The following is a 21,961-nucleotide window of genomic DNA, read 5'->3' on the forward strand; positions in this document are numbered from 1 at the left end:
GGTCGTTCATCTACGCCTCCGCCCGGTTGGCCAGCGCCTTGCCGTCCCTGGCGGTGACCCGGCCGCGCAGCAGCGTCGCCGTCACCCGCGCCGGGAAGGTCATCGCCTCGAACGGCGTGTTGCTGGAGATGCTGGCCAGTTCCTTTCCGCGCACCGTCCAGCTCGCCTTCGGATCGACCAGCGTCAGGTTGGCCGGCTCGCCGGCCTCGAGCGGCCTGCCGTGCTCGTCCAGGCCGACGATCGCGGCCGGGCGCTCGCTCATCACGCGGGCGACGCCGCGCCAGTCCAGCAGCCCGGGCTCGACCATGGTCTGCACGATGATCGACAGCGCCGTCTCCAGTCCCAGCATGCCGGGCCGGGCGGCGGCGAACTCGCAGCATTTGTCCTGCTCGGCGTGCGGCGCGTGGTCGGTGGCGACGCAGTCGATGATCCCCTCCGCCAGCGCCTGCCGCAGTGCGGCGGCGTCGGACGCCTCGCGCAGCGGCGGATTGACCTTGTTGACCGCGTCGTAGGTCTCCAGCCGCGAGTCGTCCAGCAGCAGGTGGTGCGGGGTGACCTCGGCGGTGATGGAGATGCCCTGGGATTTCGCCCATCGCACCAGCTCCACGGTGCCCGCCGTGGACGCGTGACAGATGTGCACCCTGGCCCCGGCGTCCCGCGCCAGCAGGGCGTCGCGCGCCACGATGGATTCCTCCGCCGCGCGCGGCCAGCCGGCCAGCCCCAGCCGGGCCGCGGTGGGCCCCTCGTGCGCGATGGCGCCCTTGGTCAGTCGCGGCTCCTCCGCGTGCTGGGCGATCAGCACCCCGAGCGAGTTCGCGTACTCCAGGGCGCGGCGCATGATCAGCGGGTCGTAGACGCAATGACCGTCGTCGGAGAACATGCGCACCGCGCCGACGCCCGCGGCCATGGTGCCCATCTCGGCGAGCTGCTTGCCCTCGAGCCCGACGGTGACCGCGCCGACCGGATACACGTCGACCAGGCCGACCTCCCTGCCGCGCCGCCACACGTGATCGGTGACGACCACCGAGTCGGCGACCGGGTTGGTGTTGGCCATCGCGAACACCGCGGTGTAGCCGCCCAGCGCGGCGGCCGCGGATCCCGACTCGATGGTCTCGGTGTCCTCGCGGCCCGGCTCGCGCAGGTGGGTGTGCAGGTCGACGAAGCCAGGCAGCAGGATCTGCCCGTGCGCGTCGATGACCTCGGCGTCGGCGACATCCAGATCGGTGCCGATCCGGCGGATCTCCCCGTCGGCGACGAGCACATCGACCGGTTCGCCTTCGCCGTACAGCAGCGCGCCCTTGATCAAGACGGCGGTGTGCTCGCTCATGCTGCTTCCTCTCCGGCACCTGCGGCGCCCTGCGCGGTCACGCCGCTCATGCGACTGCCTCCTGGGTCCCGACGAGCAGGCGGAACAGCACCGCCATCCGCACATGCACGCCGTTGGTGACCTGTTGCAGCACAGCGGCTTTCGGGGAGTCCGCGACCGAGGACGCGATTTCCATGCCGCGCAGCATCGGCCCGGGGTGCAGCACGACGGCGTGTTCCTCCAGCAGCTCCAGCCTGCGCTCGGACAGCCCGTAGCTGATCGAGTACTCGCGGGCCGACGGGAAGAACCCGCCGTTCATCCGCTCGGCCTGCACGCGCAGCATCAGCACCGCGTCGGCGCCGATCAGCTCGGCGTCCAGATGGTGCGAGACGCGAGCGGGCCAGGCCTGCACGCCGACCGGAAGCAGTGTGCGCGGGGCGACCAGCACGACTTCCGCGCCGAGCGTGGCCAGCAGGAAGACGTTGGATCGCGCCACCCGGCTGTGCAGGATGTCACCGACGATGACGACCCGTTTGCCCTCGATGTCGCCGAGCCGTTGCCGCAGAGTGAGCGCGTCCAGCAGGGCCTGGGTCGGATGCTCGTGCGTACCGTCACCCGCGTTGATCACCGCCGGACCGGAGGTGCGCCCGGCCGAGACCGCCCACTCGTCCATCCAGCGCGCGATCTGGTGCGCGGCGCCGGAGGCCGGGTGCCGCACGATCAGCGCGTCGGCTCCCGCGGCGTGCAAGGTCAGCGCGGTGTCGCGCAGCGATTCGCCCTTGGCGACCGAGGAACTGCTCGCGCTGACGTTGATCACGTCCGCGCTCATCCACTTGCCCGCCACCTCGAACGACACCCGGGTCCGGGTGGAGTTCTCGTAGAAGACCGTCATCACGGTACGTCCGCGCAGCGTGGGCAGCTTGTGCACCTCACGGCCGAGCAGGGCCTGTTCGAAGCGTTCGGCCTCGTCGAGCAGCTCGTTCGCGGCCGCGCGATCGAGCGCGGCGACCGACAGCAGATGCCTCACGCGCCTGCCTCCTGCCGCGAGCCGGCGTGCGGCATTCCCATCACGCCTCCTCCTGGTGCAGGTAGACGCCGTCGCGCCCGTCGTGTTCGGTCAGCAGCACCGAGATGTCCTCGGAACGGTTGGTCGGCACGTTCTTGCCGACGTAATCGGCGCGGATCGGCAGTTCCCGATGACCGCGGTCGATGAGCACCGCCAGCTGCACCGCGCGCGGGCGGCCCAGATCACGCAGGCCGTCGAGGGCGGAGCGGACGGTGCGACCGGAGAACAGCACGTCATCGACCAGGACCACCAGCGCGTCCTCGATGCCCCCTTCCGGAACGGAGGTGCGTTCCAGCGGGCGGTGCGGGCGGCTGCGCAGATCGTCGCGGTACAGCGTGATGTCGAGCGAGCCCAGAGCCGGGCGGACGCCGGAGAATTCCTCGATCTTCTCGGTGAGTCGCGCGGCCAGGGTCGTCCCCCGGGTGGGGATGCCGATCAGCACCACCCGCGGTGCGTCCGGTTCGCCCGAGTCCAGCGCGGTCTTCTCGATGATCTGGTGCGCGATGCGCGCGACGGTCCGCCCGACATCCGAAGCCGACAACAGCTCTCGCCCCGCCGCCACCCACTCCGGGGTGTGCCGCTGCGATGTCTCCGCAGCGCCGGACTTGGCGGCCCGTTCTTCGGGCACGGCCATGCCGACCTCCTTCCCCGCCTCACCGGACGGTCCGTTAAAGGATGTCTTACGGCAAGCAGCGTAGCAGCGCGTCGAACCCCGTTTTCACCAGGCATATCGCGCTGTGAGCGGGGCCACTTGCCGCCGCGGGGAAGCCGGGCGGCGGGCTACTGCCGCACCGCGAGGATCAGTCCCAGATCCCGGCTGCCCAGAGCGGCCGGGCGGTCGAGCGGAGCCACCAGATCGTCCCAGGCCCGGAAGGTGGTTCGCCATCCGTGCTCGCCGAGCCATTGCCCGGCCGCTGGTCCCAGCCCACTCGGTTCGCGCGGCCCGTCGGCCCCGGGCCGCACCAAGCGGCGCAGTTCGGTGTATCGCCCGCTGTGCTGGTCGGTGTCGAACTGGGCGACACCGAAGCGACTGCCCGGCGCGGACAGGTCGGTGAGCGTGTCCACCACCCGGATCGCCTCCTCGCGCCGCAGATAGCCCAGGACGCCCTCGTCGATCCAGTGAGTCGGGACCTCGGCCCGGAACCCGCTCGCACGCAGGGCGCCCGCCCAGTCCCCACGCAGATCGGCAGCCACGACATGACGTGCGCAAACCGCCCGCGCGTCGGCGGCGGCCAGCAGCGGCTCCTTGAACGCGAACAGCTCGGGCAGGTCGATTTCGAAGACGTCGAGCTCGCCGGGCAGCGGCAGCCGATAGGCCCTGGTGTCCAGACCGGCACCGAGAATCACGAGCTGCGGACATCCCGCCTCGACCGCCGCGAGGACGTCGTCGTCCACCAGCCGGACGGAGACGCTGCGGCCCTCGTAGAACTGTTCGGCCAGCGCCTCGAACCGCGCCCAGCGCTCTTCACCGTCCGGTCCGGCGCCGATGCTGCGGCGCGCCGCGTCGACGAACAGTTGCGCCGCGGGGTCGTCATAGAGACGGTCCGGCCGCCGGGATTCCCACGCTCGGATGACCGCGACGCCGATCGCGGTCATCGCGACCCCGGCCCGCGGAGCTCGCGGTGCTGCTTCCGTCATGACGACTCCCCTCGTCCATCGACTCACCGGCCGGCTGGGCGCTCCGGTACGGCGACGCTAGGCCATTTCACCCGACGATTCGACAACCTTGACCGAAAACCGCTAGCACATATGTTCGATCGACGGTAGGCTCGGCCGCATGTCCATACCGCTGCAAGGATCGTTGCTCGACGGGTTCGGCGACACCGAATTCGCGCCGCTGCGCGATGCCCGCCGCACCGTGCTGGACCACGGAGCCTGGATCGACCTCCTGCCCGGCTGGCTGTCGGGCGCGGACGCGCTGTTCGACCGGCTGGTCGACGGCGTGCCGTGGAAAGCCGAGCGCAGGCCGATGTACGACCGGGTGGTCGAGGTGCCCCGGCTGCTGCGGTTCTACTCGGAGCACGAACCGCTGCCGGATCCGGCGCTGGCCGACGCCCGCGCAGCATTGAGCGAGCACTACCGACCCGAACTCGGCGAACCGTTCCGCACCGCGGGCCTGTGCTACTACCGGGACGGACGCGACAGCGTCGCCTGGCACGGCGACACCATCGGCCGCGGCGCCACCCACGACACGATGGTCGCGATCGTGTCGATCGGAGCGCCGCGGGCGCTGCTGCTCCGGCCGCGCGGTGGTGGCCCGAGTATCAAATACGTTGTGGGGCATGGCGATCTACTGGTCATGGGTGGGTCTTGTCAGCGCACCTGGGAGCACGCCGTGCCGAAGACGCGCAAACCCACCGGTCCGCGGATCAGCATTCAGTACCGGCCGCACGGCGTCCGCTGACCCTTGTGCGCCAGCCACGATGTGCACGACTTGACCTGAACCGACGTTGAGGTCGGAAGCTCGTCGGCATGAGCACGACAGCATCCACACCACCCCTGGTCGAGGACACGACGGTCGACCACTCCGACGACATCGTGGCGATCCGGCAGATCGTGGCCAACGCGCAGACCGGCTTCAACACCAACGATGCCGACCTGCTGTCGGCGGATTTCACCGCCAACGCGGCCGTCGTCAACGCGATGGGCACGCTGATCACCGGATTCGACGCGCTGCTCGACTCCAGCCGCAGAGGCCTGGCCGGTTTCCTGCAAGACCAGTACGCCCGTTACGAGATCGCCGACATCACGTTCCTGCGCCCGGACGTCGCGATCGCGCACAAGCGCGCGTGGGCGACCACACCGGACGGCGAGCTCATCGAGCACGACCACGCCATGATCGCGCTGTACGTCTTCGTCAAGGAGGGTGAGCGCTGGCACATCGCCGCCCGGCAGAACACTCTGGTGCCGAAGGCCGAGTGATCGTCGTCCGTCATGTGTCCCCCGCTCCGGTTAGCCTGGCAGCATGAGCAATCCAGGGGCGGGGGTCTTGGCCGTGATGCCGCTGCACACGATCAGCGAGGTCTACGGCGAGGCCGGGCTGCGGGAACGACTACTGCTGGAAATCGCCGAGCTGCCGGACACGCCGCGCTTGGCCGCGGCGCTCGATCTCGCGGCCGACCTGCATCGAGACGATCGGTACGGCCGCGAGCCGTACCTCAGTCATCTACTGCGCGTGACGATTCGGATCATCAGCCACTACGAGGTCCGAGACCCCGACGTGGTCGCGGCGGGGCTGCTGCACGACTCGGTCGAGGACCACGCCGCCGAGCTGGCCGCCGATCGACCGGGGCCTGCCGTCGACGCCGCGCTGGGCGCGCTCACCGATCGCTTCGGTGCGCGAGTGGCCGATCTCGTGGCCGCGGTGACCAATCCCGAACCGGATCCGGCGCGCGACCGCCAGGCACAGTACCGCGAGCATGTCGCGATGAATCTGGACCGGGACCCGTGGGCCCGCGTCATCAAGCTCTCCGACTTCACCGACAACGGCGTCGGCATCCTCTACGCCACCGGCCCCGCGATGGCGAAACTGGCGGCCAAGTACCGCCCGCTCACCGACGTGTACCGCGACCTGGTCACCCGACCGGACACGCCGCTGGCCGACCACGTCCGGCAGCACATCCTCGATCAGCTCGACCGGGCCGACGAGCGCTTCGAGGCCATTCTGTCGCGGGACTGAGCGCCGCGCCGGTACGGCGGACCCGACGATGCCGCGACATCGGATCGTCACGGGCTGCGCAGCACCGATTCGACCAGCTCCCGCACCGCCGCCAGCAACCGCTCGGTTTCGCCCGCCCGGACCATGGCCGGCACCGATTCGGCGCTCAGCGCGCCCAGCAGCAGCCGCCCGACCACTTCGGCATCCAGGTCAGGACGTGCTTCGCGCAGCAACGTGGTGATGTGGTTGTCCCAGAACGCGTGGAATTCGGCGGTCCTCGGATGCGGCGGTTCGGTGCGATAGGCGACCATCAGCTCGGAATTGTCGATCACCAGCCGCGCCATGGCGTCGAAGTAGGCGATCAGGCGGGCGTCGGCGGGCGCGCCCGGGCCGAGAGGCGGCGGGCCATTGCTGATCGCGTCCATCAGCGCGACCGCGCTCTGCGCCACCATCTCGTGCAAGAGCCCGGCGCGGTTGCCGAAACGATGGAAGATCGTGCCTTTACCCACTCCGGCGGCAGCCGCGACGCGGTCCATGGTGATGGCCTCGGCGCCGTGCTCGGCCAGCAGCGCGAACGTGGCGTCCAGGATCGCCCGCCGGTTGCGCGCCGCGTCCGCCCGTTCCCTGGGCCGTTCGTCGCCCATCGCACCCGCTTTCTAGACAACTTGACCGGCGGTCCATATCATCGGAGGCGCGATAATTGGACCGTCAGTCAACTTATGGAGTTCATGATGCAGGCAATCGTAATGACGGCGACGGGAAGCCCGGACGTGCTGGTGGCCATGGAGGTCCCGGCGCCACGGGCGGCCGCCGACGAGGTGGTCATCCGCGCCGAGGCGATCCCGGTACTGTTCCCGGAGACCAAACTGCGCTCCGGCGAATTCCCCATCGACGCGCCGCTACCGCTGGTCTTCGGTTTCCAGGCGGCGGGAGTCGTCACGGAAGTCGGCGCGCAAGTCGATCCTGCACTCATCGGGCAGCGAGTCGTGGTAGCGACCAGAGGTTTCGGCGCCTACGCCGAATTCGTCGCCGGTCCCGCGGATTCCGTTGCGCGCATTCCGGACGGCCTGTCCACCGTGGACGCCGCGGCAGTGCTGATGAACGGATCGGTGGCGATTCCACTGCTGGAGACCGCCGCGCTGACCGGTGCCGAAACCGTCCTCATCGAGGCCGCCGCCACGGGTATCGGCAGCGCCCTGACGCAGCTGGCCAAGGAGTTAGGAGCGGCTCGCGTCATCGGCACCGCCGGCAGCCCGGAAAAGGCGGCCAGAGCCCGTGAGCTGGGAGCCGACGACGTGATCGACCACAACGATCCGGCGTGGATCACCCGGCTGCGCGAAACACTCGGTGGCGCAACGGTGGACGTGGTGTTCGATTCGATCGGCGGCGCAAGCGCCACGGACCTGCTGGACCTGATGACACCCCTGCGTGGCCGCATGCTGGGCTACGGCTGGTTGTCCGGCGCGCCCGCCCAGGTGTCGGCGGCCGACCTGATCATGCGCGGCCTGACCTTCACCGGCTGCGCGGGACCGGACTGGCTGGATCGAGTCGCCCGGGTGCGCGACACCGTGCTGGCCCGCGCGGCGAGGGGTGGACTCGATCCACTGGTCGAGGCGGTGCTGCCGCTGGATCAGGCGAGCCACGCGCATCGACTGCTGGAGGATCGAGCGCCGCTGGGCAAGATCGTGCTGCGTCCGGGAACCGCCGTGTCCTGAGAGCGGCCCGAAGCCCGCGCGGCCGTGGCTAGGGTGGGTTGCGTGCGGACTTCCCTCGAATCCCGTGTCGGTGCCGCCAACGCCCTCACGGCACGGTGGTGCGCGGCGGTCGGCGAGCAAGACTTCGTGGTCTCCGGCGCCGGGGTCTGGCCGCTGCTGGCCTTGCTCGCCTCCGCGGCGGACGGTCCGGCGCGGGATGAGCTGGCGACAGCGGTCGGCGTACCCGCGGCGGACGGACAAGACTCGGCGCTCCGGTTGCTGCGCGATATCCGACGCTCGGACGCGGTGTCGGCGGCACTCGGCGTGTGGGTGGGCCGCGAGCTGCCGTTGCACGAGGCATGGTCGCGGGCGCTCCCCGAGGGAGTCCTCGCCCGGCTGGCCGGGCAATCCGAGCTCGACAGCTGGGCCGCCCGGCACACCGACGGGCTCATCGAACGGTTCCCCGCCGCGGTCGATCCCGGTGCGCTGCTGGTGCTCGCCACCGCGCTGGTCGCGAAGACCCGGTGGACGATTCCCTTCGACGTCGGAACGCTGACCTCGAAAGACGGCCCCTGGCAGGGGCATCGCGGCCCCGGCCTGTCCCGGGTGAGCGGCGATACGGGCAACGCCGCGATCCTGGACGCGCCGGAACCGGTCACTCGCGTGGTCGTCGAAGGCGTCGCCGATCTGGACGTCCATCTCCTGACCGGCACGGGCACCGCCGGCGTCGTACTCGAAACCGGCTTGGCGGCACTGTCGGGCACCGTGCCGATCCGCTCCGACCTACCGGTCGGCAGCACGGGGCCGGGGCTCACCGTGCGCAGTGAGCCGGTGCCGACCGGCAGCGGACAACTGCGCCTGAGGCTGCCGCCCTTCGAAGTTCGATCCACCCACGACCTCCTCGCCGCAGCAGGCTTGTTCGGGCTCGCCGACGCGGCCGACTGCACCCGTGGTCACTTTCCGGCGATCTCGTCGTTCCCGCTCTGCGTCGGCCAAGGAGCGCAAGAGGTGCTCGCCAGGTTCGGGCACGACGGTTTCGAGGCCGCCGCCGTGACGGCCTTCGCGTTACGCGCCGTGGCAGCACCACTGCGGCAGCACCACGCGCCCGTCGTCTCGGTGGTCTTCGACCGGCCCTTCGGCTTTCTCGCCGTGCATCGCCCGACCGGCCTCGCGGTCGTCGCCGGTTGGATTGCGACCCCGCCCGCGACATCCCCCGACGCCGCGACATGAGAAGGCCTGCCGAACCGTTAGCGCCGAGCGAAGTAGGGCGCGTGCTCCGGAAGGACGCCGCGAGCGAGCAGATACGGTGGCACGCTGCGTAATACGGGAATGCGGCGCAGTACGCGGACCGGCAGCGGTGCGCGAGGGGCACGAGCGATGTCGACGCGTCCTTCGAGGGCAGGGACGATCGCGAAGGCATGCAGGAGTCGCTGTATGCCCTGTGTCACGACGGTCGGAAACCTCCGCCGCCGTTGTACCTTCGCCAGATCCCTGGTCCCGAGCGTGCCGGAAAGCAACCGGGGAGCGAGGATTCCGGCCGCGGCGACGGCGTCCTGCACGGCCAGGTTGATGCCGACGCCGCCGGCCGGGGACATCGCGTGCGCGGCGTCCCCGAGGCAGAGCAGGCCGTTGGTGTACCACTGGGTCAGCCGGTCGAGACGCACTTCCAGCAACTTGACCTCGTCCCAGTCGGTCAAGGCGTCGACCCGGTCGGAAAGCCAGGGAGCGGCCTCCGCCAAGCCGCGCATGATGTCCTCGACCGGCCCCTGGCGGGCGGACTCGTCGGCGCCCTTGGCGATCAACGTCGCGCACTGCCAGTAATCGCCGCGGTCGAGCAGAACCGCCACCCGCCGGGCGCTGACGATCGGCAGCGCCCCCGCGGGGTCGATCTCCGTGCGCGGCAAGCGGAACCACCAGACGTCCATCGGCGTCGGCCAGGTGCGGGTCGGCAATCCGGCGGCCGCCCGCAGCAGCGAAGCGCGGCCGTCGCAGGCTACGGTCAGGTCGGCTTCGATCGAGCCGCTCGCACCGTCGACGGTCCGATAGGTCACGCCGCCGACCCTGCCGTCTATCCAGATCAGGTCGGTGGCCTCGGTGTTCATCCGCAGCCGGAAGGTGGGCTCGGCCGCGGCGGCCCGCGCGAGCAGATCCAGCAGATCCCACTGCGGCACCATGGCGACGTACTTGTGCTTGCCCGGCAGATTCTTCAGCGTGGCGAGTGTCTGCAGGCCGCCCGCGATCGGCAGCTGCACCTGATCCACTCTGCGCGCGGGAAGTTTCGCGAATTCGGCGCCCAGCCCCAGTTCATCGAGCAGGTCCAGGGTCGTGGGATGCACAGTGTCGCCGCGGAAGTCGCGGAAGAAGTCCTTGTGCTTCTCCAGCACCGTGACCTCGACACCGCCCCGTGCGAGCAGCAGCCCGAGAATCATTCCGGCCGGTCCCCCGCCGACCACCAGGCATGTCGTGCGTTCCATCGACTGTGCCTCCCTCGGTCACCATCGCCGCAAGGTGTCGCCTGTTTGCGCAAATCCTAGTGCGACGGGCGCGGCGCCGGACGCGGATCGGTCGTGGCCGACCGGATCGGCAACCGCCTCAGTCGATGTCCCGGTGCAGGACGAAGAAGTACGGTTCCGCCATACCGCGCAAATCCATCACGCCGAACAGGGTGTGCTCGTCGGCACGCCGGAAGTGGTCGATGATCGGCAGGTGGTCGTAGACCATCGCGGCACTGGTCACGCCGCGGTATTCGACCGCACGCAGACGCGCGGTGTACTTGCCGGTGCGCAACGCGGGACGCAGGACCGGCAGCGCCTTGCGCACGGCACGCACACCCGGCAGCGGCACCCGCCCGGCCAATGCGACCGGGACGCGGCGCGGATCGACGGGAAATACCGTGCCGCCGGAGGTGAACAGCAGCGGATGCACGCTGTCGGGACCGTCGAACTGCTTGCCGTACCAGCCCGAAGCCACCAGCACGCCATCCATCGGATGACCGGTGTCCAGTTCCTCGCCGCGCCAGCGCCCCGTCGTGATCTCCTCGACCCGTGCGGCCGGGAGGCGATCGAACAGTGCCCACGCCTCCTGCGCGGTATGGACGTCCGTCGCGGTCAGCTCGTTCGCGGCCATGTCTCCTACTTCCTTCGGCGAGGCAACGGTGCGATAGATACCCTATCCATCTCTCAGAACGTGGCGGTCGGCCAGGTCCCGGTGTGCCCCGCGCGGGCTCAGTAGCTCGCCATGAGGTAGATCCCGGCGATGATCATGACGCACGCGGCGATGCGTTTGGAGCTCACCGCACGCCGTGGGAAGCCCATCAGTCCGAAGTGGTCGATCGCGAGCGCCCCGAACATCTGTCCCGCGATGATCAACGCATTGAAGGTGCCTGCGCCCACGTCGGAAGCCACGGAGATCATCGCCAGGATGGCGGCGCCGCCGAGCAGGCCGCCGAACGGCGCCCACCGCGGCATGCTTCGAATGTCGGCCTTCGTCGGCCACGGCCGGTTGGTGGAAACCAGCAGCGCCACCGTGAGGAAGATGGCGAAGCCGGTGAACGCCACGGCGTAGGAGATCACGCCGCACAACCAGACATTTTTCAATGCCAGCTTCAGCGAGTTCTGGCAACCGGCTTCCACGGAGCGCAGTGCGCCGCCGACCAGGATGAACGCGAAGATGAGTGCCATCGTGGCGCGAGGCAGCGCGGCACGGGTCTTTTCGGCGGTCTGCACCGTCATGGGGAGTCCTCGGGAGAGTGCGGAGGGTTGGTTTGCCGGCAGCGGGGCGCGTCCTGCCGTCAGGTGACGCTGACCCTGGGCTCACCGGCCGCGGGCTCGTCGGCCATCAGGTAGATCGCGAGCGTGATGAGCCCGCAGGCCACCAGACGCGGAAAGCTGGCGGATCGCTCTTCGAATCCCATGAGTCCGAAGTGGTCCATGATCACGGCGACCACCATCTCGCCTACGATCACCAGCGCGCTGAACGTCGCCACGCCGACATGACGGGCGACGGCGATCATCCCCATCACCGCCGCGCCGCCCAGCAGACCGCCGAACGGCGCCCACCACGGCATGTTCCGCACGTCGTCGAGCGTCGGCCACGGACTCTTCGACGACAGTGCGAGGAAGATCGAAAAACCGGTCAGCGCAACGGCATACGAGATCACGGCGCACAACCACATGTTCTTCATGTGGTTCATCAACGTATTCTGGCAGCCGGCCTCGGCCGACCGTAGGCTACCTCCGACCAGGATGAACAGAAATACCAGTCCGATGGCGATGCTCATGGGCAATACATCCTTGACTCGGCGGCGGACGAACCCGAGATCTCCTCGGACACAATGGATTCCATCCGACGAATGGGGCCGGCCTGCCCGACCCTGTGTGACCCGCATAACGTACCATCGTCTAACGGCACGTTCAATGGGTAAACGAGAATCGCCATCTCGGTCTCCCGCCCGCGGCCGGGAAGGGGCGCGCACGAAAGGCTGCCATGATGACAGTCGTGCCCGAACTGGTCGATTCCGCTACGCGAAACCCGCCCGCGACCACAGCCGGGCGGCGGCTGAGCGTTCTGGACCGGTTCCGCCTCGCCTTGCTGGCGGCCGGTGTGCTCTGCGTGCTCACCGGGCTGCTGCCCCGTGACGAGGCCGCCGCGAACATGCGCCGCATCGGCCCGCTGTTGCTGTTTCTCGCCGGCGTCATCGTGCTGGCCGAACTCACCAGGCAGGCCAAGGTCTTCGACGCCATCGCCCATCGCCTCGCGATCCTCGGGCGGGGCTACTATCCCGCGCTGTTCGGCCTCTGCGTCCTGTTCGCCTCCGCCACGACGGTCCTGCTGAACCTCGACACCACAGCCGTGCTCATCGCCCCGGTCATGCTGGCACTCGCGGCGCCTGCCCGTATTCCGCCACTGCCGCTGGCCATGACCACCCTGTGGCTGGCCAACACCGCGAGCCTGTTGCTACCGGTTTCCAATCTCACGAATCTGCTCGCCGCCGATCGGGTGGCCCTGTCCGCGACCGGGTTCGCGGCGAAGATGTGGGCGCCACAGCTGGTTTCGGTCGCCGCGACGACGGTGTGCCTGTGGGTGTGGTACTGGCGGCGGGGACGCCGGGAAACCGACCGCTATCTGCCGCCCGAACCGATCCGGCCCACGAACTTCCGAGAGCGCTCGCTGTTCTTCACCACAGCGGGGGCCTGCCTGCTGTTCATCATCGCGATCCCCCTCGTCGGCGATCGGATCGGTGTCGCGGCGGCACTCGCGGCGCTGATCGCGTTGGCGGCGTTCGCCGTGTTCGACCGCGGCGCCTTGCGGTGGTCGCTCGTCCCGTGGCAGCTGTTCGTTTTCGTGGTCGGCCTGTTTCTGGTGGTACCCACCCTGAGCCGACTCGGTCTCGGTGACCTGATGCACGCCCTGATCGGCACCGACCCGGGCGCGTCCGGCGCGTTCCGCGCCGCGGCGGCGGGCGCGGTTCTGTCCAATGTCGCGAACAACCTGCCCGCTTACACGGCAGGCGAGTCGGTGATTCCCGAGCAGAACGGCGATCAGCTCCTCGCCTTGCTGATCGGCACCAATGTCGGCCCGATCGTCACGCCGTGGGGCTCGCTCGCCACTCTGCTGTGCTTGGAATTCTGCCGTATGCACGGTGTACGGGTCCCCATGCGGCGTTTCGTCCTGACCGGTGCCGCCCTCGCCGTGGTCGCCACCGCAGGAGCGGTCGCAGCGCTGTGGATCACCGGTAGCTAGGTGACGAGACATCGCCGCGCTTGACCTCGAGTGCGGTAGAGGTACCAGGATGGCCGTCGGGGTCGGATCGAGACGCACGTCGAGGTCCGATCTCACGCGCGGAACCACCGGTTCCGGTCGTGCTCCCGCTGGTCATCCGTACACCCAACAGCGGGAGCCATCCGCGCCCACGGCCACCCGGCAGGGCGGTGAGCACGCAGCAGGGGTTGAGCCGAGTCAGTTCGGAGCCGTGATTTCCCACTCGTAGATGGTGAGTTCCGAGGAGCCGGTGGTGTGCACGGGATCGGTGAACGCGATCTCCCGGGCGGCGTCCAGGCTCTCGGCGTAGATCACGTACGCGCCGCCGGTGCCGTCGGTGAACCGGCCGCTCTCCTGCAGCTGCCCGCGGTCGTCCAGCGACCGCAGGAACTGCCGATGCGGCTCGATCACGGCATTGTCGAAGCGCGGGGTGCGCATCGCCAGAACGAGGTACTTGTTCACGACTCCGGCTCCGGCCGCGGAGCCCGAGTCGCGGCCGCCGCCGCACGCACCTGCGGCGCCACCAGGACGACCTGCCCCAGCACGCCGTTGAGGAAGGACGGGGAATCGTCGGTGGACAGCTCCTTGGCCAGCTCCACCGCTTCGTCCACGGCGACGACCGGCGGGACGTCGCTCGCGTGGAACAGCTCCCAGACCGCGATGCGCAGAATCGCGCGATCCACGGCCGGGAGCCGCGCCAAGGTCCAATCCTGCAGGTAGGACTCGATGGTGCCGTCCACCCGGTCGAGGTCGTCGGCGACGCCGCCGACCAGAGTGCGGGTGTAGGGGTGCACCGGCGCGACCGACTGGTCGCGACCGGCGAGCTCGGCGCGCTCGTCGAGCAGATCGGCGGCGTCGACGTCCCTGGCCTCGGCCTCGAACAACAGGTCGACCGCGCGGCGGCGGGCCTTGTGCCGCGCGCCGAGCTTCTTGTACGTGGACTTCTTGTCCACGGGCTGGTCAGCCACGGTCACATCATCCCGAATTCGCCGGCCGGGTGATCAGGCGTTGACCCGGCCGAGGTAGCTGCCGTCGCGCGAGTCGATGCGCAGCTTGTCGCCGGTGTTGATGAACAGCGGGACCTGCACCTCGGCGCCGGTCTCCAAGGTGGCGGGCTTGGTGCCGCCGGTGGAGCGGTCGCCCTGCAGGCCGATGTCGGTGTGCTGGACCACGAGCTCGATCGAGACCGGGAGCTCGACGTACAGCGGCGCGCCCTCGTGCGTGGCGACCTGCACAGTCATGTTCTCCAGCAGGAAACGGGCGCCGTCGCCGATGGTCTCCTCGGCGATGGAGATCTGGTCGAAGGTCTCGCCGTCCATGAAGACGTAGTCGGTGCCGTCGTGGTAGAGGTAGGTCATGTCGCGGCGGTCGACGTTGGCGGTCTCCACCTTCACGCCGGCGTTGAAGGTCTTGTCGACCACCTTGCCGGACACGACGTTCTTCAGCTTGGTCCGCACGAACGCGGGGCCCTTGCCCGGCTTGACGTGCTGGAACTCGATGATCTGCTGGAGCTGACCGTCGATCTTCAGCACAAGGCCGTTCTTGAAGTCGCTGGTGTCCGCCACTGTCTTCGGATCTCCTCGTTCTACCGCTTGGTCTCGGGCAGACCGGCGTCAGTCGACGACGGTCAGGTCTTTGCTGGTGTGGGTGAGCAATTCCGGGCCCCCTTCGCGCACCACGAGCGTGTCCTCGATCCGGACCCCGCCGCGGCCGGGAAAGTACACACCTGGTTCGACGGTCACCGCCACGCCAGTCAGAAGTGTACCGGTTCCGGTTTTCGCGATTCCGGGCGCTTCGTGGATCTGCAACCCGACCCCGTGGCCGAGGCCGTGCACGAACAACTTGCCGTGACCCGCGGCCTCGATCACCGCCCGCGACGCGGCATCCACGTCGGCCACCGGAATCCCCGGCCGCAGCGCTCGGCACCCGGCCCGCTGCGCATCGGCGACCAGTGCGTACACCTCGCGCTGCCAGTCGGTCGGCGCGCCGAGCACGAAGGTGCGGGTCATGTCGGAGTGGTAGCCGCCGACCACCGCCCCGAAGTCCAGCTTGACGAAATCGCCCGCGGCCAGCACGGCGCCGGTCGGGCGATGATGCGGGACAGCAGAGTTCGCGCCGGTGGCCACGATGGTCTCGAACGACACCGCTTCGGCGCCGTGCTCGAACATGGCCCATTCCAAATCCCTGGCCACCTGACGCTCCGTGCGACCGGGACGCAGTCCGCCGCGCTCCAGCAGGGCGGCCAGACCGGCGTCGCCCGCCGCGCAGGCCGCGCGCAGTTGTTCCACCTCGTAGGCGTCCTTGACCATGCGCAACTGCTCGACCAGGCCGGGTGAGGCGACGAACTGCAGGCCGGTGCGCTGTTCGAGGAAACCGCGATGCTGTTCGACGGTGACGACATGGCTTTCGAAACCGACCCGGCCGACCTGCCACTCCCCGGCCAGCTGCACGATCCGCCGCGCGGTGGCGCGCGCGATCTCCGCCCGCAGGTCGGGCACCTGTTCGGCGACCTGGGTTCGATACCGGCCGTCGGTGCCGATCACGGTCCGTTCCTCGGCGGCGCGCGTGTCCCAGGAGTGCACGAGCAACGCCGCGTTGGAACCGGTGAACCCGGTCAGATATCTGATGTTCACCAGATCGGTGACGAGCAGGGCATCCACCCCGTTCTCCACCAGCAGGCTGCGCAGCGCGCTCCGCCGCGCCGCGTAGTCCGGCACATGACCCTGGTGATCAGCACACATGAGTCAAAACTACCGCCGACACACCGGTTGCCGACAGGCAACACGTACTCGGCATGCCGCCGGCGCGGGCGAAGCACCACGTCTTCATGGAAAACGCTGCCCCGCAGCACTTCTCGAAAGACGGCACGGCGGCTGACCCATAGCCTGTTCACATTCACCCGGATTGTGCACATTCCGGGCGGGCACGACTCTTCCACTCCGGAACCGGGCGAGAGTGGAGACATGACTCCTCTCGCGTGCGCCGTACTCACCCTGTGGTGCGCGGCGCTGACGGTGTTCGACCTGCGCGAACGACGCCTACCGAACGGACTGACCGGTTCGGGTGCGCTGACGGTCCTCGGATATGGCCTGCACACAGGACAATTCACCGCCGCGCTGCTGGGCGCGGCGCTGCTGTCGGCACCGTATCTGCTGGTACACCTCGCCGCACCCGCCGCACTGGGGGCGGGGGACGTCAAACTCGCGGCGATGCTCGGCGGGGCGGCCGCCCTCGGCGGCACTGGACCGTGGGTGTGGGCCGCACTCGGCGCACCGTCGCTGACCGCGTGTGTCGCGCTGGGCACGCTGGCCTGTCGTAGCGTATTCGGCCCCCATCCCAACGACCCCCGCACCGGCGCGGTCACCGTGCCGCACGGTCCCGCGATGTGTCTGGCGACCTTGCTCGCCTTACTGTCATCGGCCCTCGATTCGAGCTGAGCCCGGCGCTTCCGCGCCGACGACTCCAGCGGATCGCGAAGCCAGCAAATTTGCGGCAATTCATCGGTAGCATCAATCGCGGGCAACGACTTTCCCGAGCGGCCGCGGCAGCAGCGCTCCTGGTGCGGCACTTCGGCGAGTCGCCCCTCGCATGCGCGACGACAGGAAGCAGCGTCGAGAAGGAGCCGCCCAGTGAATCCGAGGCATCCGTCGCGGAGACCGATCGTCGTGGGAACCGACGGTTCCGATCCCTCGATCACGGCGGTCCGCTGGGCGGCACAGACCGCGGCGCTGCACGACGCGCCCCTGCACATCTCGCTCGTCGTCGAGTCCTCGCTCGGATCCGCCGACGACGATCCGCCGCGGCCTGCCGCGTTGCTGCGGGTGCGCGAAGCGGACGAGGCGATCGAGCGCGCCGCGGACGCCGCGGTAGCGGCTGCGCACACCGTGCGTGACATCGCCATCGGCACCGAGATCCGCACCGCGCACATCGCGGGCGCCCTGATCGAGCGGTCCCGGAGCGCGGCGATGCTGGTGGTCGGCACCCGTGGTGTCGGCCGCGTGCAACGCGTCCTGCTCGGCTCGGTGAGCACCGCCGTCGCCAGGGACGCCGACTGCCCGGTGGCGGTGGTACCCGACGACACGCCGTTGTGGGACCGGACGAGCACGGGCCCGGTGATCGTCGGGGTGGACGGGTCCTCCTCCGAGCAAGCCGCCATCGAGGTGGCGGCGACCGAGGCGTCGCTGCGCGGAGTCGAACTGGTGGCCGTGCACACCTGGGGCGAGGTCGAGCCGCTGGCCGCGATCGGTACCGACCGGTCCGCGCTGCGCCGGACCGAGGAAGCGTTGCTCGCCACCAGCCTGGCCGGCTGGCAGGAGCAGTACCCGGAGCTGACCATCCGGCGTGAGGTCGTCCGCGACCGTCCGGAGCGGCGGCTGCTCGAACGCTCGCGCGACGGACAGTTGCTGGTGGTGGGCAACCGGGGCCGAGGGACGCTGGGGCGGCTGCTGTTCGGCTCGGTGAGTGACGCGCTGCTGCGCTCGGTGGATCGGCCCATCGTCATCGCCCGGTGAGCACCTCGGCCCGCGGTAGCCGGGCCTCCCCCACCGTGCGCGTCGTCACGGCGGGCCACGTTCCGGAGCAGCGGCGTCGACATGGGAAGATGAACGATGTGCTGCGTTGGATAACTGCCGGAGAATCCCATGGTCCCGCTCTCGTCGCCATCCTCGAGGGGATGGTGGCAGGCGTCGAGGTGACGTCCGACGAGATCTCCACGCAGCTCGCCCGCCGCAGGCTCGGCTACGGCCGCGGCGCGCGGATGAAGTTCGAGGCCGACAAGGTCACCGTCGTCGGCGGTGTGCGGCATGGGCGCACCATGGGCGGCCCCGTGGCGATCGAGGTGGCCAACTCCGAATGGCCGAAATGGACCACGGTGATGTCCGCCGATCCGGTCGATCCGGCCGAACTCGCCGACCTGGCCCGCAACGCACCGCTGACCCGGCCCCGGCCCGGGCACGCCGACTACTCCGGCATGCTCAAGTACAACTTCGACGACGCCCGCAACGTGCTCGAGCGCGCCAGCGCCAGGGAGACCGCGGCGCGCGTCGCGGCGGGCACCGTCGCGCGTAACTTCCTGCGTCAGGCGTTCGGCGCCGAGGTCGTCTCGCATGTCGTGTCCATCGGCGCGGCGCAGAACACCTCCGGCATCGTGCCCACCGCCGCCGACCTCGCCGCGGTGGACGCCAGCCCGGTGCGGGCATTCGACAAGGACGCCGAAGCCGCGATGATCGCCGAGATCGAGGCGGCCAAGAAGGACGGCGACACCCTCGGCGGCGTGGTCGAGGTGGTCGTGGAGGGCCTTCCGGTCGGCCTCGGCTCGTTCACCAGCGGTGAGAACCGGCTCGACGCCCGTCTCGCGGCCGCGCTCATGGGCATCCAGGCCATCAAGGGCGTCGAGGTCGGCGACGGGTTCGAGACCGCGCGCCGCCGCGGCAGCGAGGCGCACGACGAGATGCGACCCGGCCCCGACGGCGTACTGCGCTCCACCAACCGCGCGGGCGGCTTGGAGGGCGGCATGACCAACGGCGAGGCGCTGCGCGTGCGCGCCGCCATGAAGCCGATCTCCACCGTGCCGCGCGCGCTGTCCACCGTGGACATGACCACGGGCGACGAGGCCGTCGCCATCCACCAGCGCTCGGACGTCTGCGCCGTGCCCGCCGCAGGCGTGGTCGCCGAATCGATGGTGGCGCTGGTCGTCGCGCAAGCCGCGCTGGAGAAGTTCGGCGGCGACTCGCTCACCGAGACGGCCGAGAACATCACCAGCTACATCAAGCGCATCAGCACTCGCCCCCACGTGTCCGCGGACAGTCGGTCGCAATGATTGTGCAGACCGATCCGCGCGCCCCGCGCGTGGTGCTGGTCGGACCGCCGGGAGCGGGGAAGTCGACGATCGGCCGCAAGCTCGCGAGGGAACTCGGCGTCGAGCTGTACGACACCGATGCCGGCATCGAGCGCGAGACCGGTCGCACGATCCCGGAGATCTTCGCCGAAGACGGTGAGCCCGAATTCCGCCGGATCGAGGAGCAAGTGGTGCGCCGCGCCGTCCTCGCCGAGCGCGGCGTGGTCTCGCTCGGCGGTGGCGCCGTGCTGTCCGCGAACACCAGGGCCCTCCTGCACGGCCGCACCGTGGTCTATCTGGAGATCAGCGTCGCCGAGGGCCTCCGTCGCACCGGCGCGAGCACCCAGCGGCCCCTGCTCAACGGCGCCGACCCCGGTGCGAAGTACCGGGAGTTGATGCGCACGCGCAGGCCGCTGTACCGGGAAGTGGCGACCGTCCGGGTGCGCACCGACGGCCGCAGCCCGGGCCGGGTGGTGCGGATGATCATGACCAAGCTCGGGATGGAGCCGGTCGAGCCCACCGAGGCGGATCTGCGGCCACCGCCCAGCGGAATCCCGCAGGGCAGCAGCCGATCACGGGCCCGGCGCCGCGCCAGGGCCAGAGCCGCGGCCCGGCGCAAGGCCGCGGATGAAGACGAGACCACCGACACCGGCACCGGCGCCGAATCGGCGGTGACCGCCACCGTTCGGTCCCGTCGCACCCGCAGAAGCATCGCGAGCGAACCCGACGCCGCGAGCGGGGCGGGCGGCGGTGAGGCGGTGACAAGCAGCCGTTCGCGGCGCGCCCGCGCACGTCGTGCCCGCTCGCGGGCACGGCAGCAGTCGACCACAGCATCAACAGAATCGGAGCAAGCCACGTGACAGAGCCGAGTCGTCTCGAAGTCCGGACCGCCGACCCGTACCCGGTGATCATCGGCCGCGGGTTGCTCGGCGAACTCGTCGAGTCGGTCAACGGCGCGGCCAAGGGCGTGCGCACGGTGGCCATCTTCCATCAGCCGCCGCTGGCCGAGACCGCCGAGGTGGTGCGGAAAGCGCTGGCCGACACCGGCATCGACGCCCACCGCGTGGAGATCCCGGACGCCGAGGCGGGCAAAGACCTCGCCGTCGCCGGGTTCTGCTGGGAGGTGCTCGGGCGCATCGGCCTGACCCGCAACGACGTCGTGGTCAGCCTGGGCGGCGGCGCGGCCACCGACCTCGCCGGCTTCGTCGCCGCCACCTGGATGCGCGGCGTGCGCATCGTGCACGTGCCCACCACGCTGCTGGCGATGGTCGACGCGGCGGTCGGCGGCAAGACCGGCATCAATACCGAAGCAGGCAAGAACCTGGTCGGCTGCTTCCACGAACCCGCCGCCGTGCTGGTCGACCTGGCCACGCTGGAAACCGTGCCACGCAACGAGATCGTCGCGGGCATGGCCGAGATCATCAAGGCCGGCTTCATCGCCGATCCGGTGATCCTCGATTTGGTGGAGCGCGACCCGGAGGCCGCCCTCGACCCGGCCGGCGAAGTGCTGCCGGAGCTGATCCGCCGCGCGATCCAGGTGAAAGCCGACGTCGTGGCCGCCGATCTGAAGGAGTCCAGCCTCCGCGAGATCCTGAACTACGGTCACACCCTCGGGCACGCGATCGAGCGGCGAGAGCGCTACCGGTGGCGCCACGGCGCGGCGGTCTCCGTCGGCCTGGTGTTCGCCGCCGAACTCGGCCGGCTCGCAGGCCGTCTGGATGATGCCACCGCCGACCGTCACCGCGCGATCCTGTCCGCAGTCGGATTGCCGACCAGCTACGACGCCGACGCGCTGCCCCAGCTGCTGGACGCGATGCAGACGGACAAGAAGACCCGCTCCGGCGTGCTGCGCTTCGTCGTGCTCGACGGCCTGGCCAAGCCCGGACGCCTGGAAGGACCCGATCCGACGTTGCTGGCCGCCGCCTACTCGGCGATCGCCAGGGAGGAAAGCCCGAGCGGCGGTGCGGTTCTGCTGTAACCCGCACGGCCACCGGATAGGACAACGGCGCGCCCCGTATCGGGCGCGCCGGTCGTACGTCGAATCAGATCGCGCTTCCCGCGGCGGAAAAAGTCGACGGCGGGGTGGAGCGCCCCTTGCCGTTCCGCCGCTCGGCCAGCATCCGGCCGACGCCGACGCCGATCAGCGCGGGCACGAAGATCAGCAGGATGATGAACGCCGCGCCCGCCGTGACTTCGAAGAGCACGCCGTTGTCACCGAGGTCGAACCCGGGCACGAAGTCCAAGACCCAGGCCACCAGACCGCTGCCCACGCCGCCCACGACGGCGGCCTTCAACCACATCATGGTCAGATCGGCGCCTCGCTCCGCGTCTCCGCTGGCGATACGGTCGCGGCGACCGTCGAGCACACCCCAGGACACGATGGCCGCGACCAGCACGACCAGGCACAGGATGCGCATCAGCGCCCCCTGCGTCGGCCAGTACACCATCGCGAACCCGAGCCCGGCACGCAACGCCACCACCAGCGCACCGAGGACGACAGCCCGCAACAACCAAGCATTCATGCGAAACACCATAGCTGTGTTTTCGGACAGCGCCTACGGCTCCGCGTGTTCGCAGCCCGCCGCCCATGCTCGTCTCGCTTCACTCGAAAGGCGGTTCGCGGTTAGGCGGCACGCACAGC

General features: G+C 69.7%; 25 protein-coding genes. 11 read left to right on the forward strand and 14 right to left on the reverse strand.

The features are described from left to right. Window positions 1–10: 10 nt before the first annotated feature. The 4 genes from GVY64_RS01145 to GVY64_RS01160 form a co-directional block, all read right to left on the reverse strand. Window positions 11–1,327, reverse strand: coding sequence for a dihydroorotase (locus tag GVY64_RS01145; protein WP_159837805.1), 1,317 nt, complete (start codon window positions 1,325–1,327; stop codon window positions 11–13). Between the two features lie 46 nt (window positions 1,328–1,373). After that, on the reverse strand, window positions 1,374–2,333 hold the full coding sequence (locus GVY64_RS01150) for an aspartate carbamoyltransferase catalytic subunit (protein ID WP_159837807.1): 960 nt from the start codon (window positions 2,331–2,333) through the stop codon (window positions 1,374–1,376). A gap of 40 nt (window positions 2,334–2,373) precedes the next feature. After that, entirely contained in the window at window positions 2,374–3,006 is a 633-nt protein-coding gene (gene pyrR / locus GVY64_RS01155) for a bifunctional pyr operon transcriptional regulator/uracil phosphoribosyltransferase PyrR (RefSeq protein ID WP_236566521.1), read from the reverse strand. A 146-nt stretch (window positions 3,007–3,152) separates the two neighbouring features. Next, window positions 3,153–4,010 carry an SAM-dependent methyltransferase gene (locus GVY64_RS01160; protein ID WP_159837809.1) on the reverse strand — a complete coding sequence of 286 codons (858 nt, stop codon included), beginning with the start codon at window positions 4,008–4,010 and terminating at the stop codon, window positions 3,153–3,155. Between the two features lie 139 nt (window positions 4,011–4,149). Between GVY64_RS01160 and GVY64_RS01165 the strand changes: the two genes are divergently transcribed. The 3 genes from GVY64_RS01165 to GVY64_RS01175 all read left to right on the forward strand — a co-directional run bounded on the left by GVY64_RS01165 (window position 4,150) and on the right by GVY64_RS01175 (window position 6,051). Continuing rightward, on the forward strand, window positions 4,150–4,776 hold the full coding sequence (locus GVY64_RS01165; RefSeq protein WP_159837811.1) for an alpha-ketoglutarate-dependent dioxygenase AlkB: 627 nt from the start codon (window positions 4,150–4,152) through the stop codon (window positions 4,774–4,776). 68 nt (window positions 4,777–4,844) lie between these two features. Further along, on the forward strand, window positions 4,845–5,294 hold the full coding sequence (locus GVY64_RS01170) for an SgcJ/EcaC family oxidoreductase (protein WP_159837813.1): 450 nt from the start codon (window positions 4,845–4,847) through the stop codon (window positions 5,292–5,294). A 43-nt stretch (window positions 5,295–5,337) separates the two neighbouring features. Beyond that, window positions 5,338–6,051, forward strand: coding sequence for an HD domain-containing protein (locus GVY64_RS01175; protein WP_159837815.1), 714 nt, complete (start codon window positions 5,338–5,340; stop codon window positions 6,049–6,051). A gap of 47 nt (window positions 6,052–6,098) precedes the next feature. Here the strand turns inward: GVY64_RS01175 and GVY64_RS01180 are convergent, their stop codons facing one another. Continuing rightward, window positions 6,099–6,674: a TetR/AcrR family transcriptional regulator gene (locus tag GVY64_RS01180; protein ID WP_159837817.1), complete on the reverse strand. Its 576-nt coding sequence runs from the start codon at window positions 6,672–6,674 to the stop codon at window positions 6,099–6,101. A gap of 87 nt (window positions 6,675–6,761) precedes the next feature. Here GVY64_RS01180 and GVY64_RS01185 point away from each other — a divergent pair, with 87 nt between their 5' ends. Then, window positions 6,762–7,745, forward strand: a complete 984-nt coding sequence (locus GVY64_RS01185; protein ID WP_236566522.1) for a quinone oxidoreductase family protein — start codon at window positions 6,762–6,764, stop codon at window positions 7,743–7,745. A 42-nt stretch (window positions 7,746–7,787) separates the two neighbouring features. Continuing rightward, entirely contained in the window at window positions 7,788–8,954 is a 1,167-nt protein-coding gene (locus GVY64_RS01190) for a serpin family protein (protein WP_159837821.1), read from the forward strand. Between the two features lie 17 nt (window positions 8,955–8,971). On the opposite strand, the gene GVY64_RS01195 is transcribed toward GVY64_RS01190, so the two are convergent. From GVY64_RS01195 to GVY64_RS01210, 4 genes are all read right to left on the reverse strand, one after another. Next, complete coding sequence (locus GVY64_RS01195) at window positions 8,972–10,198, reverse strand: FAD-dependent oxidoreductase (RefSeq protein ID WP_159837823.1); 1,227 nt, start codon at window positions 10,196–10,198, stop codon at window positions 8,972–8,974. A 118-nt stretch (window positions 10,199–10,316) separates the two neighbouring features. Next, window positions 10,317–10,850, reverse strand: coding sequence for a DUF4334 domain-containing protein (locus tag GVY64_RS01200; RefSeq protein WP_159837825.1), 534 nt, complete (start codon window positions 10,848–10,850; stop codon window positions 10,317–10,319). 98 nt (window positions 10,851–10,948) lie between these two features. Next, a complete protein-coding gene (locus GVY64_RS01205) occupies window positions 10,949–11,455 on the reverse strand; it encodes a DMT family transporter (RefSeq protein WP_159837827.1) in 507 nt (168 codons plus the stop codon). A 59-nt stretch (window positions 11,456–11,514) separates the two neighbouring features. Then, on the reverse strand, window positions 11,515–12,003 hold the full coding sequence (locus GVY64_RS01210) for a DMT family transporter (RefSeq protein ID WP_159837829.1): 489 nt from the start codon (window positions 12,001–12,003) through the stop codon (window positions 11,515–11,517). Window positions 12,004–12,212: 209 nt separating this feature from the next. Between GVY64_RS01210 and GVY64_RS01215 the strand changes: the two genes are divergently transcribed. Next, on the forward strand, window positions 12,213–13,466 hold the full coding sequence (locus GVY64_RS01215) for an SLC13 family permease (RefSeq protein WP_159837831.1): 1,254 nt from the start codon (window positions 12,213–12,215) through the stop codon (window positions 13,464–13,466). Between the two features lie 216 nt (window positions 13,467–13,682). On the opposite strand, the gene GVY64_RS01220 is transcribed toward GVY64_RS01215, so the two are convergent. Genes GVY64_RS01220 through GVY64_RS01235 form a run of 4 tightly spaced genes read right to left on the reverse strand, consistent with a single transcriptional unit; the run spans window position 13,683 to window position 16,225 of the window. Continuing rightward, window positions 13,683–13,946, reverse strand: coding sequence for a YciI family protein (locus GVY64_RS01220; protein ID WP_159837833.1), 264 nt, complete (start codon window positions 13,944–13,946; stop codon window positions 13,683–13,685). Continuing rightward, entirely contained in the window at window positions 13,943–14,452 is a 510-nt protein-coding gene (nusB, locus tag GVY64_RS01225) for a transcription antitermination factor NusB (RefSeq protein WP_159837835.1), read from the reverse strand. The genes GVY64_RS01220 and nusB overlap by 4 nt, the downstream gene beginning before the upstream one ends. Window positions 14,453–14,485: 33 nt before the next feature. Then, complete coding sequence (efp, locus tag GVY64_RS01230) at window positions 14,486–15,049, reverse strand: elongation factor P (protein ID WP_159837837.1); 564 nt, start codon at window positions 15,047–15,049, stop codon at window positions 14,486–14,488. 48 nt (window positions 15,050–15,097) lie between these two features. Then, window positions 15,098–16,225: a M24 family metallopeptidase gene (locus GVY64_RS01235; protein WP_236566523.1), complete on the reverse strand. Its 1,128-nt coding sequence runs from the start codon at window positions 16,223–16,225 to the stop codon at window positions 15,098–15,100. A 222-nt stretch (window positions 16,226–16,447) separates the two neighbouring features. Here GVY64_RS01235 and GVY64_RS01240 point away from each other — a divergent pair, with 222 nt between their 5' ends. From GVY64_RS01240 to aroB, 5 genes are all read left to right on the forward strand, one after another. Continuing rightward, entirely contained in the window at window positions 16,448–16,921 is a 474-nt protein-coding gene (locus tag GVY64_RS01240) for a prepilin peptidase (RefSeq protein ID WP_159837839.1), read from the forward strand. A 228-nt stretch (window positions 16,922–17,149) separates the two neighbouring features. Beyond that, entirely contained in the window at window positions 17,150–17,995 is an 846-nt protein-coding gene (locus GVY64_RS01245; RefSeq protein ID WP_159837841.1) for a universal stress protein, read from the forward strand. A 98-nt stretch (window positions 17,996–18,093) separates the two neighbouring features. Then, window positions 18,094–19,302: a chorismate synthase gene (gene aroC / locus GVY64_RS01250; RefSeq protein WP_159838239.1), complete on the forward strand. Its 1,209-nt coding sequence runs from the start codon at window positions 18,094–18,096 to the stop codon at window positions 19,300–19,302. Beyond that, complete coding sequence (locus GVY64_RS37605) at window positions 19,299–20,180, forward strand: shikimate kinase (RefSeq protein ID WP_159837843.1); 882 nt, start codon at window positions 19,299–19,301, stop codon at window positions 20,178–20,180. Before aroC ends, GVY64_RS37605 begins: the two co-directional genes overlap by 4 nt. After that, window positions 20,177–21,298 (forward strand): 3-dehydroquinate synthase, encoded by a 1,122-nt coding sequence (gene aroB, locus GVY64_RS01260; protein ID WP_159837845.1) that lies wholly within the window; start codon window positions 20,177–20,179, stop codon window positions 21,296–21,298. The genes GVY64_RS37605 and aroB overlap by 4 nt, the downstream gene beginning before the upstream one ends. Before the next feature lie 64 nt (window positions 21,299–21,362). On the opposite strand, the gene GVY64_RS01265 is transcribed toward aroB, so the two are convergent. Then, on the reverse strand, window positions 21,363–21,842 hold the full coding sequence (locus tag GVY64_RS01265; protein ID WP_236566524.1) for a B-4DMT family transporter: 480 nt from the start codon (window positions 21,840–21,842) through the stop codon (window positions 21,363–21,365). Between the last annotated feature and the right edge of the window lie 119 nt (window positions 21,843–21,961).

The sequence above is a fragment of the Nocardia sp. CY41 genome, assembly GCF_009829325.1.
Classification (GTDB): Bacteria; Actinomycetota; Actinomycetes; order Mycobacteriales; family Mycobacteriaceae; genus Nocardia.

Bases quoted from the DNA above. Each gene is read 5' to 3' on its own strand.
- GVY64_RS01145 (WP_159837805.1), bottom strand. From the start codon at position 1,327: ATGAGCGAGCACACCGCCGTCTTGATCAAGGGCGCGCTGCTGTACGGC.
- pyrR (WP_236566521.1), bottom strand. From the start codon at position 3,006: ATGGCCGTGCCCGAAGAACGGGCCGCCAAGTCCGGCGCTGCGGAGACA.
- GVY64_RS01160 (WP_159837809.1), bottom strand. From the start codon at position 4,010: ATGACGGAAGCAGCACCGCGAGCTCCGCGGGCCGGGGTCGCGATGACC.
- GVY64_RS01165 (WP_159837811.1), top strand. From the start codon at position 4,150: ATGTCCATACCGCTGCAAGGATCGTTGCTCGACGGGTTCGGCGACACC.
- GVY64_RS01170 (WP_159837813.1), top strand. From the start codon at position 4,845: ATGAGCACGACAGCATCCACACCACCCCTGGTCGAGGACACGACGGTC.
- GVY64_RS01175 (WP_159837815.1), top strand. From the start codon at position 5,338: ATGAGCAATCCAGGGGCGGGGGTCTTGGCCGTGATGCCGCTGCACACG.
- GVY64_RS01180 (WP_159837817.1), bottom strand. From the start codon at position 6,674: ATGGGCGACGAACGGCCCAGGGAACGGGCGGACGCGGCGCGCAACCGG.
- GVY64_RS01185 (WP_236566522.1), top strand. From the start codon at position 6,762: ATGCAGGCAATCGTAATGACGGCGACGGGAAGCCCGGACGTGCTGGTG.
- GVY64_RS01195 (WP_159837823.1), bottom strand. From the start codon at position 10,198: ATGGAACGCACGACATGCCTGGTGGTCGGCGGGGGACCGGCCGGAATG.
- GVY64_RS01200 (WP_159837825.1), bottom strand. From the start codon at position 10,850: ATGGCCGCGAACGAGCTGACCGCGACGGACGTCCATACCGCGCAGGAG.
- GVY64_RS01205 (WP_159837827.1), bottom strand. From the start codon at position 11,455: ATGACGGTGCAGACCGCCGAAAAGACCCGTGCCGCGCTGCCTCGCGCC.
- GVY64_RS01210 (WP_159837829.1), bottom strand. From the start codon at position 12,003: ATGAGCATCGCCATCGGACTGGTATTTCTGTTCATCCTGGTCGGAGGT.
- GVY64_RS01215 (WP_159837831.1), top strand. From the start codon at position 12,213: ATGACAGTCGTGCCCGAACTGGTCGATTCCGCTACGCGAAACCCGCCC.
- GVY64_RS01235 (WP_236566523.1), bottom strand. From the start codon at position 16,225: ATGTGTGCTGATCACCAGGGTCATGTGCCGGACTACGCGGCGCGGCGG.
- GVY64_RS01240 (WP_159837839.1), top strand. From the start codon at position 16,448: ATGACTCCTCTCGCGTGCGCCGTACTCACCCTGTGGTGCGCGGCGCTG.
- GVY64_RS37605 (WP_159837843.1), top strand. From the start codon at position 19,299: ATGATTGTGCAGACCGATCCGCGCGCCCCGCGCGTGGTGCTGGTCGGA.
- GVY64_RS01265 (WP_236566524.1), bottom strand. From the start codon at position 21,842: ATGAATGCTTGGTTGTTGCGGGCTGTCGTCCTCGGTGCGCTGGTGGTG.